The organism is Allofournierella sp. (genome assembly GCF_048388525.1).
Lineage (GTDB): Bacteria > Bacillota > Clostridia > Oscillospirales > Ruminococcaceae > BQOK01.
Map to the genome: position 1 here is coordinate 1 of NZ_DBGCTQ010000057.1, position 16,098 is coordinate 16,098.

General features: G+C 65.0%; 14 protein-coding genes. 8 read left to right on the forward strand and 6 right to left on the reverse strand.

Annotation, left to right across the window (positions count from 1 at the left end):
* The 5 genes from ACMLHZ_RS07355 to ACMLHZ_RS07375 form a co-directional block, all read left to right on the forward strand.
* The coding region (locus ACMLHZ_RS07355) for a hypothetical protein (RefSeq protein ID WP_418667112.1) at positions 1-220 on the forward strand (220 nt) is incomplete at its 5' end.
* Positions 221-302: 82 nt separating this feature from the next.
* Positions 303-965, forward strand: a complete 663-nt coding sequence (locus ACMLHZ_RS07360; RefSeq protein WP_418667113.1) for a response regulator transcription factor — start codon at positions 303-305, stop codon at positions 963-965.
* An 88-nt stretch (positions 966-1,053) separates the two neighbouring features.
* Positions 1,054-1,968 (forward strand): ATP-binding cassette domain-containing protein, encoded by a 915-nt coding sequence (locus ACMLHZ_RS07365; protein ID WP_418667114.1) that lies wholly within the window; start codon positions 1,054-1,056, stop codon positions 1,966-1,968.
* A complete protein-coding gene (locus tag ACMLHZ_RS07370) occupies positions 1,961-2,794 on the forward strand; it encodes an ABC transporter permease subunit (protein WP_418667115.1) in 834 nt (277 codons plus the stop codon). The genes ACMLHZ_RS07365 and ACMLHZ_RS07370 overlap by 8 nt, the downstream gene beginning before the upstream one ends.
* 96 nt (positions 2,795-2,890) lie before the next feature.
* Positions 2,891-3,790, forward strand: a complete 900-nt coding sequence (locus ACMLHZ_RS07375; RefSeq protein ID WP_418667116.1) for a sensor histidine kinase — start codon at positions 2,891-2,893, stop codon at positions 3,788-3,790.
* 76 nt (positions 3,791-3,866) lie between these two features.
* Here ACMLHZ_RS07375 and ACMLHZ_RS07380 read toward each other — a convergent pair whose 3' ends face one another.
* Both ACMLHZ_RS07380 and ACMLHZ_RS07385 read right to left on the reverse strand, forming a co-directional pair.
* The gene (locus ACMLHZ_RS07380; protein WP_418667117.1) at positions 3,867-4,616 is read right to left on the reverse strand and encodes a ThiF family adenylyltransferase; all 750 of its coding nucleotides are present in this window, start codon (positions 4,614-4,616) and stop codon (positions 3,867-3,869) included.
* Between the two features lie 50 nt (positions 4,617-4,666).
* A complete protein-coding gene (locus ACMLHZ_RS07385; protein ID WP_418667118.1) occupies positions 4,667-5,560 on the reverse strand; it encodes an aldose 1-epimerase family protein in 894 nt (297 codons plus the stop codon).
* 150 nt (positions 5,561-5,710) lie between these two features.
* On the opposite strand from ACMLHZ_RS07385, the gene ACMLHZ_RS07390 reads away from it, so the two are divergent.
* Together ACMLHZ_RS07390 and ACMLHZ_RS07395 are read left to right on the forward strand one after the other, a co-directional pair.
* Positions 5,711-8,359 carry a peptidoglycan-binding protein gene (locus ACMLHZ_RS07390; RefSeq protein WP_418667119.1) on the forward strand — a complete coding sequence of 883 codons (2,649 nt, stop codon included), beginning with the start codon at positions 5,711-5,713 and terminating at the stop codon, positions 8,357-8,359.
* Positions 8,360-8,379: 20 nt separating this feature from the next.
* Complete coding sequence (locus tag ACMLHZ_RS07395) at positions 8,380-9,066, forward strand: peptidoglycan-binding domain-containing protein (RefSeq protein WP_418667120.1); 687 nt, start codon at positions 8,380-8,382, stop codon at positions 9,064-9,066.
* A gap of 57 nt (positions 9,067-9,123) precedes the next feature.
* On the opposite strand, the gene ACMLHZ_RS07400 is transcribed toward ACMLHZ_RS07395, so the two are convergent.
* On the reverse strand, positions 9,124-9,486 hold the full coding sequence (locus ACMLHZ_RS07400; RefSeq protein WP_418667121.1) for a helix-turn-helix domain-containing protein: 363 nt from the start codon (positions 9,484-9,486) through the stop codon (positions 9,124-9,126).
* Positions 9,487-9,636: 150 nt separating this feature from the next.
* Between ACMLHZ_RS07400 and ACMLHZ_RS07405 the strand changes: the two genes are divergently transcribed.
* On the forward strand, positions 9,637-10,311 hold the full coding sequence (locus ACMLHZ_RS07405) for a hypothetical protein (protein ID WP_418667122.1): 675 nt from the start codon (positions 9,637-9,639) through the stop codon (positions 10,309-10,311).
* On the opposite strand, the gene ACMLHZ_RS07410 is transcribed toward ACMLHZ_RS07405, so the two are convergent.
* The 3 genes from ACMLHZ_RS07410 to ACMLHZ_RS07420 form a co-directional block, all read right to left on the reverse strand.
* A complete protein-coding gene (locus tag ACMLHZ_RS07410) occupies positions 10,242-12,050 on the reverse strand; it encodes a putative bifunctional diguanylate cyclase/phosphodiesterase (protein ID WP_418667123.1) in 1,809 nt (602 codons plus the stop codon). The genes ACMLHZ_RS07405 and ACMLHZ_RS07410 overlap by 70 nt on opposite strands.
* A 251-nt stretch (positions 12,051-12,301) precedes the next feature.
* The gene (locus ACMLHZ_RS07415; protein WP_418667124.1) at positions 12,302-15,199 is read right to left on the reverse strand and encodes a suppressor of fused domain protein; all 2,898 of its coding nucleotides are present in this window, start codon (positions 15,197-15,199) and stop codon (positions 12,302-12,304) included.
* Between the two features lie 171 nt (positions 15,200-15,370).
* Positions 15,371-16,098 (reverse strand): TVP38/TMEM64 family protein (locus ACMLHZ_RS07420; RefSeq protein ID WP_418667125.1); only part of this gene is annotated, 728 nt, incomplete at its 5' end.

Consider the following 16,098-nt stretch of genomic DNA (forward strand, 5'->3'; position numbering starts at 1 on the left):
GGAGCTGCCGCTTCTTCCTTATGAACACCAGCAGGCGCTTGCCGATTCTCTCGAAGACGGCTCTCTCCCGCTGGAATACGCCCGCGAGGGCGAAACCGTTCTGGTGACCGCCCATCTTCCCTCCGGCCTGCTGGTGCGCTACACCTTTGGCTTGGTGCCGCCAGATAGCCCACCCACCGCCCGCACCTGGTGTCAGGGGGCCGAGTTGCTTCAGGGCTGACCTTTTTGTAAGCCCTGCCCCGCCGCCCGGGCTTTTCGGTCCGGCGCCGCGATCTTTTTAAAACATTGCGAGGCGATCCACCATGAAACACATTCTCATCATCGACGACGACCCCCACATCGGCGATCTGCTGCAGGAGGCACTCACCAGGCAGGGCTACGGGGTGTCCCGGGCCTACTCCGGCACCGAGGCGCTGCTGGCGTTGGGCGCAGCCCGGCCGGACCTGGTGCTGCTGGACCTGATGCTGCCCGGTCTCCCGGGCGAGGAGATTCTGCCGCGGCTCAAGGGCATCCCCGTGATCGTGGTCAGCGCCAAGGCCGCCGTGGACTGCAAAGTGGAGCTGTTGCTGGGCGGCGCAGCCGATTATATCACCAAGCCCTTCGAGCTGCGCGAGCTGCTCGCCCGGGTCGCGGTGGCCCTGCGCGGCGCCCCCGGCGCCCCGGGCCCGGTGCTCTCCTTTTCCGATCTTTGGCTGAACGCCGTTTCCCGCCAAGTCACAGTCTCCGGCGCCCCGGTCCACCTCACCCGCACCGAGTACGCCATCCTGAAACTTCTCATGCAAAACCCCACCCAGGTGGTCACAAAGTCGCTGCTGCTGGACCGCATTTCCCAAGACACGCCAGACTGCACCGAGTCCTCCCTCAAAATGCACGTCAGCAACCTGCGCAAAAAGCTGCGGCAGGCGGGCGGCAGGGAGTATATCGAGGCGGTGTGGGGCATCGGCTTCAAGCTCAGCAAGGCCTGATCCATACCATTTCTTTACCCTTTTCTTTACCGCTTCCTTTACTGTTTCGCGGTAGAATGGCCGCAGAAAACCAAAGGAGGCTGAACACTTGGAATACGTTCTCACCACCGACGCTTTAAGCAAGCGGTACGGCCATTTTAAAGCGCTGGACCAGCTCACCCTGCATGTGCCCAAGGGGGCCATTTACGGCTTCGTGGGCAAAAACGGCGCGGGCAAAACCACCCTCATCCGCGTCATCTGCGGGCTGCAAAGCCCCACCTCGGGCGAATACGCCCTCTACGGCGCATCCCACCGGCAGCCCGGCATCCGGGCGGCCCGCCGCCGCATGGGGGCCGTGGTGGAAACCCCCTCCATCTATCTTGACCTCACCGCCGAGGAAAACCTGAAGCAGCAGTACCGCATTCTGGGCCTGCCCTCCTTCGAGGGCATCCCCGGCCTGCTGGCGCTGGTCGGCCTGCAAAATGCCGGCCGCAAAAAGGCCCGCAACTTCTCCCTGGGCATGAAGCAGCGGCTGGGCATCGCCGTGGCGCTGGCGGGCGACCCGGACCTTCTGGTGCTGGACGAGCCGATAAACGGCCTCGATCCCCAGGGCATCGTTGAAATACGGGAACTCATCCTTAAGCTCAACCGCCAGCAGCAGATCACCGTGCTCATTTCCAGCCACATTCTGGGCGAGCTGGCAAAGCTGGCCACCCATTACGGCTTTATCGACGGCGGCCGCATCATCAAGGAGATCAGCGCCCCCGAGCTCGAGGCCGCCTGCCGCAAATGCGTGCGGGTGGAAGTGTCCGACGCCAAGGCCCTGGCCCGGGTACTGGGGGAGATGGGCCTCGGGTATACCCTGCTCTCGGACCACACGGCGGACGTGTTCGCCCAGGTGAACGTCTCCCGGCTCGCCCTGGCCCTGGCCGCCCAGCAGTGCGAGCTGCTCTCCTTGCAGGAACGGGACGAGAGCCTCGAGAGCTATTACATGAATTTGGTGGGGGGTGGCGGGCATGAATAACCTCCTCGGCGCCAATTTTGCCCGCCTGCGCAGGGACCGGGTCTTCTGGCTGTGCCTTGCCGCCCTGGCGGTGTGTTCGGCCTTCTCCATGCTGAACGGCTGCCGCCAAGCGGCCGCGAATGCGGATTCCGGCTTTGTGTATCAGCTCGACCACTTCTACTTCAATTTGGCACCGGCGCTGGGCCTGTTCGGGGCGGTCTTCACCAGCCTGTTTTTGGGCACGGACTACAGCGACGGCACCGTGCGCAACAAGCTGGTGGTGGGCCACAGCCGCACCGCGGTCTACCTGGCGGACCTGTCGGTCTCGTTCTGCGCGGCCCTGCTGTTCATGGCCGCCTGGCTCGCGGGGGGGCTGGTCGGGATCCCCTTTCTGGGCCCCTGGAAGCTCGGGGGCACCGGCCTCGCCCTCTGCCTGCTGCTCACCGTGCTGTTTCTGGCCGCCCTTACCGCCATCTTCACCTGGGTGTCCACTGCGTTCACCAACAGGGCGGTCGGGGCTGTGGTCTCGATCCTGCTGTTTTTGGCTCTGCTGGTGTGCGCCAGCATGCTCTACAACCGGCTCTGCGAGCCCGAAATGCTCAGCGGCGTCGTCATCACCGCCGAGGGCATGACCATGGGCGAGCCCGTCCCCAACCCCGATTATATCAGCGGCGGGGCGCGCGCGGCCTGTGAATTTCTGCTGGACCTGCTGCCCACCGGCCAAAGCATCCTTCTGGCGAACCTCGAGCTCGCCCACCCTGTGCGCGAGGCTTTGTGTTCGCTCTTCCTCACAGCGGCCGCCGTTATCGCCGGCCTGTGGACCTTCCGCAAAAAAGACTTAAAATAGCCGCAGCGCAGCGGGGGCCATTTTCAGGCCGGCTGCCCCGGCTGCCGTTTGGGCGGCGGGGGCACAGCCATCTAAACCAAAAAGGCGGGTGATCCCATGCTTTTGCTCTGGCTGTTGTGCGGTGTGCTGGCCGCAGCTCTGCTGCTGCTTTTTATAAAGCTGCGGCTTTTGCAAAAAAGCATGGGCGAGATCAGCGCCCAGCTCAGCGATCGCCTCTCTTCCGACACCAATACCCTGCTTTCCATCTCCTCCCGCGACCGCCACGCCCGCCGCCTGGCCGCCCAGCTGAACGGGCAGCTGCGGCTGCTGCGCCGCCAGCGCCGGCAGTATCTGGGCGGCGACCGGGAGCTCAAAGAGGCGGTCACCAACATCTCCCACGACCTGCGCACCCCGCTCACCGCCATCTGCGGCTATTTGGACCTGCTGGAGCAGCAGCCCCAGACCCCCGAGGCGGCGCGGTATCTCGGTCATATCCAGGAGCGGGCGCAGGCCATGAAGCAGCTCACCGAGGAGCTTCTGCGCTACTCGGTGGCCGCCTCGCCTGCGCAGCCCCTGCCCCTGGAGCCGGTGGAGCTGAACCGCGCGCTCGAGCAAAGCGTTGCCGATTTTTACGCCCCCCTGAAGGCGCGGGGCATCCAGCCGGTCATCCGCATGCCCGAAACGCCGGTGGTGCGCCGGCTGAACGCCGGGGCCCTGGCCCGCATTTTCGGCAACATCCTCTCAAACGCCCTCAAATACAGCGGCGGCGACCTGGAGATCACCCTGCTGGCCACCGGCGCGCTCACCTTTTCCAACACCGCCCCCGGGCTGGATGAAGTTCAGGTGGGCAAGCTGTTCGACCGCTTTTTCACGGTGGAAACGGCGCACGGCTCCACCGGGCTCGGCCTTTCCATCGCGAGGGTCCTCACCGAACAGCTGGGCGGTTCCATCACCGCCCGCTGCCAGAAGCACACCCTCAGCATCTGTGTGAGCTTCCCGGCCGGCCCCGGGGGCTGACCGCCTGTGACCTGTAAAAAACAACGGCAAAAAGCGCGGAAGCATTCAGCTCCCGCGCTTTTTCACGTTCTCCCCCTTATTCCACACCGGCGATCTCCCGCACCACCTTGCCCGCCAACAGCAGGCCCGCGGCGCCCGGCACAAAGCTCACGCTGCCCGGTGCCTGCCGCTTGGGGCAGCCCGGCCGCCCGGGCTGCGGCCCGGGCGCAGCGGCCTCGGCATACTCCGCCCGGGGCTTTATCGGCGCCTCGGGCGAAAAGACCACCGGCACGTTTTTGTAGCCCCGCGCCCGGCACTCCCGGCGCATCACCCGCGCCAGCGGGCAGCCCTCGGTTTTTTCCAGCACCGAAAGGCGCAGCAGCTCCGGGTGCAGCTTGTTGCCGGTGCCCATGCAGCTGATCACCGGCACCCCCGCCGCCCGGGCCCGGCCGATGATCTCCAGCTTTGCGGTCACGGTGTCCACCGCGTCCACCACGTAATCCGCCCCCTCAAAAGGCAGCGCGTCCGCCGTTTCCGGGGTGTAAAACAGCGCCACCGCCCTTGCCGTGCAGGCGGGGTTGATCTGCCGGATGCGCTCGGCCGCCACCTCCGCCTTGGGCCGCCCCACCGTGCCCGTCAAAGCAAGGATCTGCCGGTTCAGGTTGCTCTCGGCCACCCGGTCGTCGTCCACCAGGGTCAGGCGGCCCACCCCTGCCCGGGCCAGGGCCTCGGCCGCATAGCCGCCCACGCCCCCCAGGCCGAACACGATCACATGGGCGGCGTGCAGCTTTTCCACGCCCTCCTGCCCCAAAACCAGGGCGGTGCGGCTCTCAAACGGGGTGGGCATGGGCGGGTCCTCCTCATTGGGGGCGGGGCCGCCGGGCCCCGCGCCGGGTTTTATCGGTCAAAGGTCATATTCAGGTCGGTGTGCCATTCCCCGCCGGGCGCAAGGGCCGCGGCGCAGGGCTTTTCGTTCCAGTCTCCGGCGGCGTCCACCCGGTCCGGCAGGCTGTGCCAAGGCTCCACGCAGATAAATTGCAGCGCCGGGTCTCCGGGCATGCTCCAGATCAGCACATAGGGGTACCCCTCAATGCCCACCCGCACCGCGCGGCCGCTGTCCTTTTCCACAATGCTCAGGGTCTTGGCCGAGAGCGCGCCCATGCAGATGGAATCGCTGTCGAACATCCGGTCCTCCAGCGGGATCACCGCGCTCTTTTTCATCAAAAGGCGGGTTTCGCCGGTCACAAGTCCCGCGTCCTCGCCGGTGCCGGTCTCCACCACCGCCGGGGTCTGGGGCGTGTCGAACCGCAGCTCATAATCCCGGGTGGTGTGGGCCCCGTCAAAGGGAAGGGCAAATCCCGGGTGGTACCCAATGCCAAAGCGCAGCTCTTTTTCGCCCGTGTTCTTTACCGTCAGGGTATGGCGCAGGGTGCGCCCGCACAAGCCAAAGCTGCTGGTCAGCTCAAATTCGCGGGGAAAGCGCTCCAGCGTGTCCGCGTTCGAGCGCAGGCAAAAGCGCATCTCGCTGCCGAATACGCCCAAAAATTCGTGCTCGTAATCCCGCGCAATGCCGTGCTGGGGGCACTGGTATTCCGCGCCGTCCAGGGTGTAACGCCCACCGCGCAGCCTGCCGCAGTAGGGGAACAGAATGGGCGCCTGCCGGGGCCAGACCTTCGGGTCGCCGTGCCACAGCATCTCGGCCCCGGTGGCCTTGTCCACAACGCTCACCAGCTCCGCGCCCAGGCTCTCGGCCTGAACGGTCAAAAATTCATTTTCCAGCGTATATCTCATAAAAGTATCCCCTTTCCCGCACAAAAAAATCGTTATTTTCAGTATAGTACAATTTGCCCCAAAAGCCAAGGGGCACAGCTTTGCACGCCGCAGAATAAGGTGGGGCAGCACACATTTCTACCGATATCTGAAGCAAAGGAGTTTTGCCCAATGATGACTGGAACACTGCGGGTGCAGAGCTTTGCCGCGCGCTTCAGCGCGCCGGTGCCGGACGTGTCCGTGACGATCACGAACGCCGACGCCGTGGCACCGAAGCCCTACGCCTTTTCCACAGACAGCGACGGCATTGCCGGGGACGTCTGTCTTCCCACACCGGACCGGGAGCTCTCGCTGAACGAGGACAACGAACAGCGCCCCTACAGCGTGTGGAACCTGACCGCCGAAAAAAACGGCTATCAGACCGTGACCCTGGAGGGCATCCAGGTGTTCGCCTGCGAGGTGGCCCTGGTGGAGCTGGAAATGCTGCCTCTGCAGCGGCTGGGCGCGCCCATCCCCCTGCCCGAGACCTTCGACGTTCCGCCCCACTCGCTCTACCGGCCCGAGGGTCCCTCGAGCCAGGCCCCCGTGCAGCGCTGCACACCCCGCATCCTGGAGGCCCCCATCATCCCCGAAAACGTCACGGTACACCTGGGCCGGCCCACCTCCAGCGCCCAGAACGTGACCGTGTCGTTCCGGCAGTACATCGCAAACGTGGCCTCCAGCGAGGTATATCCCACCTGGCCCGAGCAGGCGCTGCGGGCCAACATCCACGCCCAGATCAGCCTGGCGCTCAACCGCGTGTATACCGAGTGGTACCCCAGCCGGGGCTACAACTTCACCATCACCAATTCCACCAGCTTTGACCAGTACTATGTGCACAAGCGCAACATCTTTGAGGTGATGCAGCGCATCACCGACGATATCTTCAACACCTACGTGCGCCGCACCGGCACCATCGATCCCTATTATACCGAGTACTGCGACGGCAAGACCGTGAGCTGCAAGGGCATGAAGCAGTGGGGCACCGTGGACCGGGCCAACGCGGGCATGAACGCCCTGCAGATCCTGCGTTACTATTACGGCAACAACATCGAGATCGTGCGCACCACCAACATCCAGTCCATCCCCCAAAGCTACCCCGGCACCCCGCTGCGCAAGGGTTCCACCGGCAAGTATGTGAGCATCATCCAGCGGCAGCTCACCCGCATCGCCAAAAACTACCCGTTCTTCGGCAACCCCGGCGTGGACGGCGTGTTCGGCGACGCCACCGAACGGGTGGTCAAGGCTTTCCAAAAGCAGTTCAACCTCGCGCAGGACGGCGTGGTGGGCCGCTCCACCTGGTACAAGATCAGCTACATCTACACCAGCGTTAAAAAGCTGGCCCAGCTCACCAGCGAGGGCGAAAAGCCCACCGGCAGCCAGGACACGATCACCGGCTCGAACTACCCGGGTACCCCGCTGCGCCGGGGCTCCACCGGCAACAGCGTGCAGCAGCTCCAGTTCTGGCTGCAGCAGCTCTCCGAGTTCGACCCCTCCCTGCCTGACCTCACGGTGGACGGCGTGTTCGGCAGCGGCACCGAGGCCGCGGTAAAGGCTTTCCAGAAAAAGTACGGCCTGCTGGACGACGGCGTGGTGGGCCGCATGACCTGGGACGCCATCTACGCCCAGTACCTGAGCCTCCAAAACGACGTGAACCAAAGCGCCAACGGCTACCCGGGCACCCCGCTGCGCAATGGCAGCCGGGGCGACAGCGTGCGCAAGGTGCAGTTCTGGCTGCGCATCGTCGCCTCCAACTACTCCTCCATCACCGCCCCGGCGGTGGACGGCATCTTCGGCAGCGGCACCGAGGCCGCGGTCCGCGCCTTCCAGCGCGAATTCGGCCTGACCGCCGACGGCGTGGTGGGCCCCGCCACCTGGCAGAAGATGTACGAGATCTACGGCGACGTGACCAACCAGCTGCTGGCCCCGAACCAGCGCCCCGGCACCTACCCCGGCAGCCCGCTGCGCCAGGGCAGCACCGGCCGCGCGGTGCGCGAGGCCCAGTATTACCTGGTGCTGGCTTCGGCCTACTACTCCTCCATCCCCCGCATCAACATCGACGGCGAGTACGGCCCCGCCACCGCCGCCGCGGTGCGGGCGTTCCAGGCTCTGTTCGGCCTCACGCAGGACGGCGTAATCGGCCCCGCCACCTGGGCGGCCCTGTACGAGCAGAGCCAGAAGCTCCGCAGCCAGGACGGCCTTCTTCAGGCCTACGACCTGCTGCCCTGGCCCGGCAAGGACGTGCAGCGGGGCGATGAGAGCACCGACGTGGCCTATCTCCAGTATCTGCTGCAGTACATCGGCTACTTCTACGACCCTGTTCAGGACCCCGGCGGGGTGGACGGCGTGTTCGGCCCGCTCACCGAAGACTCGCTGAAAAGCTACCAGCAGGAGTTCAATCTGCCCGTGACCGGCATCGCCGACGAGTTCACCTGGAACGCCCTCACCGCCACCTTCATCAGCCTGGCGGCGGGCGGCAGCGAGACCGAGGCCCAGGCCGGCACCGAGGAATACCCCGGCTACGTGATGGCGCTGGGCTCTGCGGGCGGCGCGGTGATGCAGCTGCAGCAGGCCATGAACGCCATCGCGGTGCTGTACTGCGTGGCCGACTTCGTGCCGGTGGACGGTGTGTTCGGCGCCTCCACCGAGCAGGCGGTCAAGCTTTTCCAGGAGGGCCTGGGCCTGCCCATCACCGGCGTTGTGGATAAGGAGACCTGGGACAGCATCTGGGCCCTGCTCGACAACCCCATCCCTCAAGCGCTCGACATCATCACCCGGTAACCGAGAGGAGAGAAGCTAGTATGGCGAAGATCTTCGTGTACGATGCGTACACAAACAAAATGATGGTTTATAACCGCACCGAGAACGACCCCATGCCCTACAGTTATGGCAGCACCCTGCGGGTCAAAGAGTTCCGGGGCAGCAGCGCCAGCCCCACCCTGTGGACCACCACCGCCGCCATGGAGGCCTGGAACCTCACCCGGCGGCGCTACGGCAGCGGCATCCACGTGGGCTACGCCTTCAAGCGCATCTGGGAGGGCGGCCACGGCACCCGCAGCCAGCACTACGCGGGCGTCTCCTTCGACGTGGGCCAGGGCCAGGGCTCTGCGGCGCGCAACGCCATCTGGAACGCGGCCAAGGCCACCGGCGCCTGGGGCTATGTGGAGCCCCAGAGCATGACCCCCACCTGGGTGCACTTCGACCGCCGCTACGGCAAGCCCGCCTGCAGCGGCACCACCGCCGGCTACCCCACCGTGCGCCGCGGCTGCGTGAACACCTACGTGCTCATCCTGCAGGACGCCCTGAACGCCCTGGGCTACAGCACCAAAACCCTGGACGGCAAATTCGGCGCCAACACCGAAAGCGCCCTGCGCGCCTACCAGCGCCGCGTGGGCCTCTCCGCAGACGGCATCTGCGGCTGCAACACCTGGAAAAAGATCACCGCCGCCGTGGTGGGCATCGGCCGCACCAAGACCGTGATCGACTGACCTTCTTCCTCCGCGCAACAAAGAGGGGCCGCCCCACAGGGCGGCCCCTCTCTTGCGTCACTTCCTTGCAAACTCCTGCATCAGCCGGTTCAAAATTTCGCTCTGCCGGCCCGACAGCCCGCCCCGGGCGGGCGTTGAGCCGTGCGCCAGCTCCTCCACCAGCGCGCGGACCAGCTCCCGCTGCCCCGGGTCCAGCGCCTCGATCGAAACCATCTCGCGCTTTTCGATCCCCACCAGATCATCCATCGACACATTGAAGATCGCGGCGAACGACAGCAGCACGTCCAGGGGCGGCGTTTTCAGATTGTTTTCATAATTGCTGATGACAGAATCCGTTCGGTTTACTCTGCGTCCCAGCTCTTTTTGTGACAGCTTCTGCCGTTCGCGGAGCTTGCGCAAATTCTCGCCAAAATCAAACAAAGCCATCACCCCCCGCTCAACTTCGTGTTTAGCTATATTTTATCCTATTGACTCTCGCGTATAGAAAAGTATAGAATAATTATGTTTAGCGATGCACGAATTTATAGGCGACATCTTTTATCAAAACAAAAAGTTCAAGAGGTGGTAAGCTTGCGCAAAAAGATTCTGGTTACCTGTTCCGTTTTCTTTTTTATTCTGCTCGGTCTGTTTTTCCTCATCACTTCTCTTCCCTGGCCCTCTCGGCCCGTGGCCGTCCACACCGGCAGCTGCCTTTTGGGGCGGCCGGCCAGCGAAACGCCGGGGCGCTTTTACCTGGTATTCCCCGCCGAGGGGCAGGTCCGCGCGCTGGACATCTATGGCCCGGACCTGCCGCCGGGCCGCTTTTACAGCTATTCCATGTTCGGCAGCGCCCCCGGCGCAAGCTTCTCGGTCGATTATAACGGCGGCCTCGCCCGCTGGCGCTTTTCAGCCCAGGCTCCGCCCCCGGCCGGGCCGGGCTCCCGTTTCTGCCCGGCCTGCGCCGCCGCCATGGCGGCCCTCCTGCCCCAAAGCGGCCCGCGCACGGCCCTGGTGTTCGACGCCCGCGCCCGCGAGCTGCTGACCCCGCGCCGCGCTTCGCCCCTGGTGCGGGGCGGTTACCGCTTTTCCTGGGCCGCCCGCACCCTCACCGTGGAGTACCTTCCCGCCCCGCAAAAAACAGAGGCCCGCCCCCAAAGCCGTTTCCGGCCGAAGGGCGGACCTCTGTTTTTTATATTTTACCCCACGGGTTCCGCCTGCCTTTTGGGCACCTGCAGCGTTTCGCTGGGCACAGGGCGCGAAAAATAATACCCCTGGGCCCGGTCGCAGCCCGCGGCGCGCAAAAACTCCATCTGTTCCCGGGTCTCCACGCCCTCGCACACCACCGCGATTCCCAAATCGTGGGCCAACTCCACCACATGGGCGATCACGTGCTTCACCCGCTCCTCCCGGCTGTTTTCCCGCAAAAACTCCTTGTCCAGCTTCAGCACCTGGATGGGCAGCTTGTCCAGCAGGTGCAGGCTGGAATATCCCGCGCCGAAGTCGTCCATCGACACGCTGAACCCCTTTTGCTGCAAGGCGGCCAGCTTGTCCACCACTGGCTCCACAATGCCGTTGAACGCGCTCTCGGTCACCTCCAGCTCCACGCACCGGTGGGGCAGGCGGTATTTGTCCACAATGTCCAGCACCGCAGCAAAAAAGCCCTGCGTGTAAAGGGTTACCCTGGAAAAATTCACCGAGACCACAAAATCCGCGCCGCCGCTGTCAATGTGCTGGCGCAGGTAAATGCAGGCCTGTTCCAGCATGTAAAAATCCAGCTTCACGATCGAGCCGCTGCTCTCGAACAGGGGGATGAATTCGTCCGGATACACCAGGCCCCGGCCCGGGTAATCCCATCGCACCAGCGCCTCGGCGCCATACATTTCCAGGTTGTCCAGCCGGTACTTGGGCTGCAGATACAGCCGGAATTCGCTCCCCTCCAGCGCGCGGGCCATCCGGTTGTTCATCTGGCTCTCCTGCTGGATGCGCTCCAAAAGCCGCGCGTCGTACCAGGCCGTGCAGCCCCGCCCCCCCGCCTTGGCGCTGGTGTGGGCCAGGCTCACCTTGTCCATCATGGTCTGCACCCGCTCGCCGGCGGGCGCCTCGTAGCCGCCCGTGGTAAAGCTCACAAACTCCCCCACGCCCGCAAGCTGCGGCGTGCGCAGGGCCTGGGCCAGCAGCTCCCGCAGCGTTTTCTGCTCGCGGCCGGTGCGCTTTGCCAGCACCACAAAATCATCCGCGTCCAGCCTCGCGCACAGCTCGGCGCCGTGATACGCCGCGCTCAGCGCCCCGGCCAGCGCGCACAGCAGCTCGTTGCCCAGCTCGTAGCCATAGGTGCTGTTCAAAAACTTAAAGTCGTCCACGTCGAATTCCAGCAGGCAGTATTCCCCGCCCGGCTGCCGGTGCAGCAGCTCGTCCGCGGCGGCCTCGAACCCGGCCCGGTTCAAAATGCCGGTCAGGTGGTCGCTGTAAAGGCTCTTTTCCACCGCGGCCCGGCCCCTGCGGCCCACCGTCAGGTAGATCGCCACCGAGAACAGCAGCACCGCCAGGTAAAAAGAAATCGACACGATCAGCTTTCTGTCCGCGTATTCCTCCGCGCTCATCACCACCCGGTCGGCCAGTTCAAAGTGTCGCTGGCTCATCTCGAACAGCACCTGCCCGCCGGCTTCCCCCACCCGCACCCGGTCGATCTCGGTCTTCATGTCGCCCCACAGGCTTTTCAGCTCGGCCAGCTCGGTCTGAAACGCGCCGCTGTAGCTCTTGTTGAGCTGGTATTCCCCCCGCCCGGTCTGCAAATTGTCAATGATGCCGTCCAGCCTCAAAATAAGCGCGTCGTCCCGCTGGCCGTTCAGTTCTTCCTTCACCAGCTTCTGGGTCGCCCCCCGCACCATGCCGCTGTAGTTCACGATCCGGGCGTCGCCCACGCTCTGCGCCAGCAGCGCGATCAGCACCAGCACCGCCACGAGCCACATGCTGGTATAACCCAATAGTTCATGCTTTTTTCTCATGAAAAACGACTCCGCCCCCGTTTTTTCTCCGCAGCGCGGAAAAGCACGGTGTTTTTAATCATACTTTTTCCATTATAGCGCCGGGCGGTCAAAAAGGCCACTGTTTTGCGCGCTGTTTTTAGCTGTTTTTTGTGCAGAATGTTAAATTGGCCGGCCACGCCGCACGATGAACAAAGCCGGGGGCGGCCCCTGTTGGCTCCGCCTCCCGGCTTTTGTCTTTTCTCTGCGCCCTGCAAAGCCCCAAAAAAGGCTCAGTCCTCCTCCGGCGCCCCGTCCTCCGGCTCCGCCTTCATATTCACGCCTCCGCACTCCACCCGGAACACGTGAAAGCCGATCTCCGGCAGTTCGAACCGGTTCAGGATCTCTCCCGCCAGGTCCAAAAACTCCTTCAGGTCAAAGGCAATGCAGTCAATGTAGGAATACTGAAAGCCCACGGCGCCGCCCAGCACCTGCAAAAACGCCGCGCCGCGCCCGGCCAGCTCCTCCTCGATGCGCCCCCGGAACTCCACCAGCTCCGCCTCGGGCAGGCCGGCGCTTGCGTAGAACAAAAAGCCGCACACCGCCCCGTCGGCCAGCTCCTCGTCCATAATGGAGTCGTCGCCCTGGTAATAGGCCCGCACCAGGCTCTGGCAGCAGCTATTGCCGGCGATCACGTCCTGGCGCAGCAGCCAGTCCTCGCCCTCGGCGGGGGTGCAGCGGTAGTTGGTGTAAAAAATCGCCCGCTCGTCCGCCTCCTGGGGCGCGTCCTCGCCGTCCCCCTCGCAGGGGGGGCATTCCACCTTGAATTCCCAGTGCTCCGCCAGCTCCGCCGGGGCCGCGTCCCGCCAGAACAGCAGCCGGAACAGCCGGTTCGCCCGCCCCTCGGCCGAGAGCAGCACGCATTGCCGCCCGTCCGAAAGCGCGGCCAGCGAAAACGGCATGGCCGAAAAGGCGATCTTCAGCAGCCCCGCCAGCTCCTTTGCCGCAGCGTCCGGGCCCTCCGCCCGCCACAGCTCCCGCAGCGCCGCCTCTTTTTTTGCAAAGGCCGCCCAGAACTGTTCCACCCGCGCCTTAAACGGCTTCACGCTCACCGGCAGCGCAATGGCCGAGCGGCACCACCGCAGAAAGGTCTCGGTGTCCTCGTCCCCGGGCGAAAGCTCATCCGCCCGCTCAAACTCGGGCAGCGCCTTTATCTCCTGATCCATGTAATAATAGGCGTAGCCCAGCCGGAAATGCCACAGCGGGTCCGAGCGGCCGCGCTTTTTGGTGGCCAGCAGCAGCTCCACCGCCTCCCCATAGCGCTCCAGGTTGTTCAGCGCCCGGGCCAGCTGCCCGGTCAGCACATACCCGCGCTCCTGTGGGTCGATCGCCTCAATGGCCTCCACAATCTTTTCGTACTCGCAGTCCTCGTGCCAGGCGGCCAGCTGCTCCAAAAAAGCGGGATCCACCGGCGGGTCCGGCTGCTCGTCGGCGCAGGCGTTGGGCCGTTCCAGCCGGATATACGGGCAGGCCAGCGCGCCCTTTGCCTCCATGCGTTCCAGCAGGGCGGCCGCGTCGTGGTCCAGCTTGTAGTCCATCTCCTCGTCGTAAAGGGGCAGCACCTGGTAAAAGTTCACCTCGCTGCCGTCCGGCATGGGGCAGGCCGAGCCCTCCTTGGGCACCCCCTCCGGCGCGGTGAGCAGCACCCCCGAAAGCAGGGTGTTGGCCGCAAAGGGCCGGCCGTTCGGCACTGTGTGCCCCCAGCCAAGCCAGGTATCCTGCTCCAGGGGCAGGCGCGCCAGCAATTTCAGCCAGCGGATGGGCCAGTACCACTTTTCGTCCTTCTCCCGGAATTGCCAGTCCGGCGGCAGGCGCAGCAGCATCTCGGCCCGGTCCACATTGTACCGCGCAAGCTCGGGGGGGATGTTCATGCGGTGCGCGCCCATGCCCCCGGTCACAAGCGTGTAATAATTCCGCTGGGGGGTGGGCACGATCACATACACGTCCACGTGGATGTCCGGGCTGACCAGCTCGTGGAACACCTCGTCGAACCTGCCGAAATATTTTTCAATGTGCGCCTCCAGCAGGCCGAGCTCCCGCTCGCTGTACACCTCGGGCGGCTGCCACTCGTCCCCCTGGCCGCTGCCGTCGGCCCAATCGCCCTCTTCCTCGTTCTCATCGCCGGTATAGTCCCGGTAAGTAACGCCCCCCACAGGGGCAAGGTCCGCCCCAAACGCCGCATAGGCATACAGCCGTTCCTCCCGGCTCTTGCCCACATGGTAGCCCAGCAGCACCCCGCCCGAGCGCTGGAACACCACATGCCCCAGCTCCAGCCGCGCGCCCGGGTGCTTTTCGGCCACCAGCGCCGCGGCCATACCGTCCAGCTCTGCCAGCCGCCCCGCCAGCTGCGCGGCCCAGGCCGCGGTAAATTTTGAGACCCCCGCCTCGTTCATATCAAACCGGGCGCTCAGCTCCCCGCCCTGGTACGGCAGGGTGCAGTAGCAATACGGGGCTTCGAACTCCCACGTTTCCGCACCCAGGGCGGCCTTCACCGCCGCCAGGTTCTCCTCGTCGCACAGGATGCACCGCACCGACTGGCGCTTTTCCGCCAGCAGCTCCGGGTCGGTCTGCAGCTGCCGGTCCGCCTCCGGGTCAATGTAGTGGCACTCCATTTCGTCCAGCGCCGCGCCCGCCTCGATCTCGGCGCGGGTGCGGGTGAACTCGTAATCCCCGGGTTCCAGCGCAAGGCCCCGCTCCACGGCGGCCAGCGCCCCCTGCCGGTCGCCGAAGTGCGCCCGCAGCTTGGCGGTGTTCAGCCATCCCCAGGCATAATCCGGCGCCACCTGCGCGCCCTGCTCCGCGGTCTCCCGCGCCTTTTGCAGCTGGCCGGTGTAAATGTAGGCCGAGGCCAGCCGGTAATACCACACACCGCTGCCGAACGCCGCGCCCCGCACCCGTTCCAGCCAGCGGATGGCCTGGTAGTAGCTCTCGTATTCGTCGATGTTCAGGTCGGCGTAAGCCACCCACAGCGCCAGCTCCAAATCGCCCTCGGCCGCCTCGCGGGTAAATCGCCCCTGGTCCTCGCCGTCCTCCACATAGTCCTGCAGAACGTCCAGCATTTTGTAAAAAAGGCCCTGCTCGCTCAGCGCCTCCAGCTCCCCGAGCAGTTCGCGGTTCATCACGGTGTCCATGGTCTGCACCCCTCCCCCGCGGGCCGGCGCCCGCTGTTTTAGTTTCTGTTATCCACTATAGCATACCGGCGCCGGAATTTCCAGCCGCCCCCGGCGGCTCCCAAAGAGTCCAGGGCGGGCCCTCCCCCTGGGGGCGGCCCGCCCTGTGTGCTTTTCGTTTTTCGGCCCGTTCTACCGCCTGCCCAGCGCGGCCCGCAGCCTCTGCTCCAGCCGCCACACCCTCACCCGGTACCGCCACAGCAAAAAAATGGCCGCCAGCAGCACCGCGATCATGCCGGCCGCGGGCAGGTAATCGCCCGAGAGCAGCCGCCGCCCCACCGCGCACATCACCAGAATGGGCGCAAGGCTCGCCAGGTATACCGCGCCCGCAAAGCGCCGCAGGGTCAGCTCCGTGCGGGCGGCCGCGTAGGGCACGATCCCGTTGGGGATGCCCGGCATCAGGCAGGCCAGGGCCGCCATGAACCCCGGGTCGTTGGAGTTTAAAAATTCCGCGGCTTTGCCCCCGCCCGCTTCCTCCAGCCCCAGCAGCTGTTCCAGCCGGGAGCCCAGGCGCCGCGCCAGCCAAAACACAAAGGCGTTGGCCGCCACAAAGCACAAATGGCACACCGCAAAACTGCGCAGGGTGCCGAACACCACGCCCCCCGCGATCTGAATGGGCGCGCCGGGCAGCACCACGCTCACCACCTGCACAAACTGCAAAAGCCCCAGGCAAACAAGGCCCTTCACCTGGCTGGCCGAGCGCAGGTATTCCTCAATGGCCGCCTCGTCGCCGCTTTTCACCACCGGCCACAGGTCCGGCAGCACGGTCACAAAGCAGCCATACACCAGCAGCGCCGCCAGCCCCAGCATTGTCAGGAACAGCCCCGCCCGGATCAAATTGCGTTTCACGCTTCGCGCCC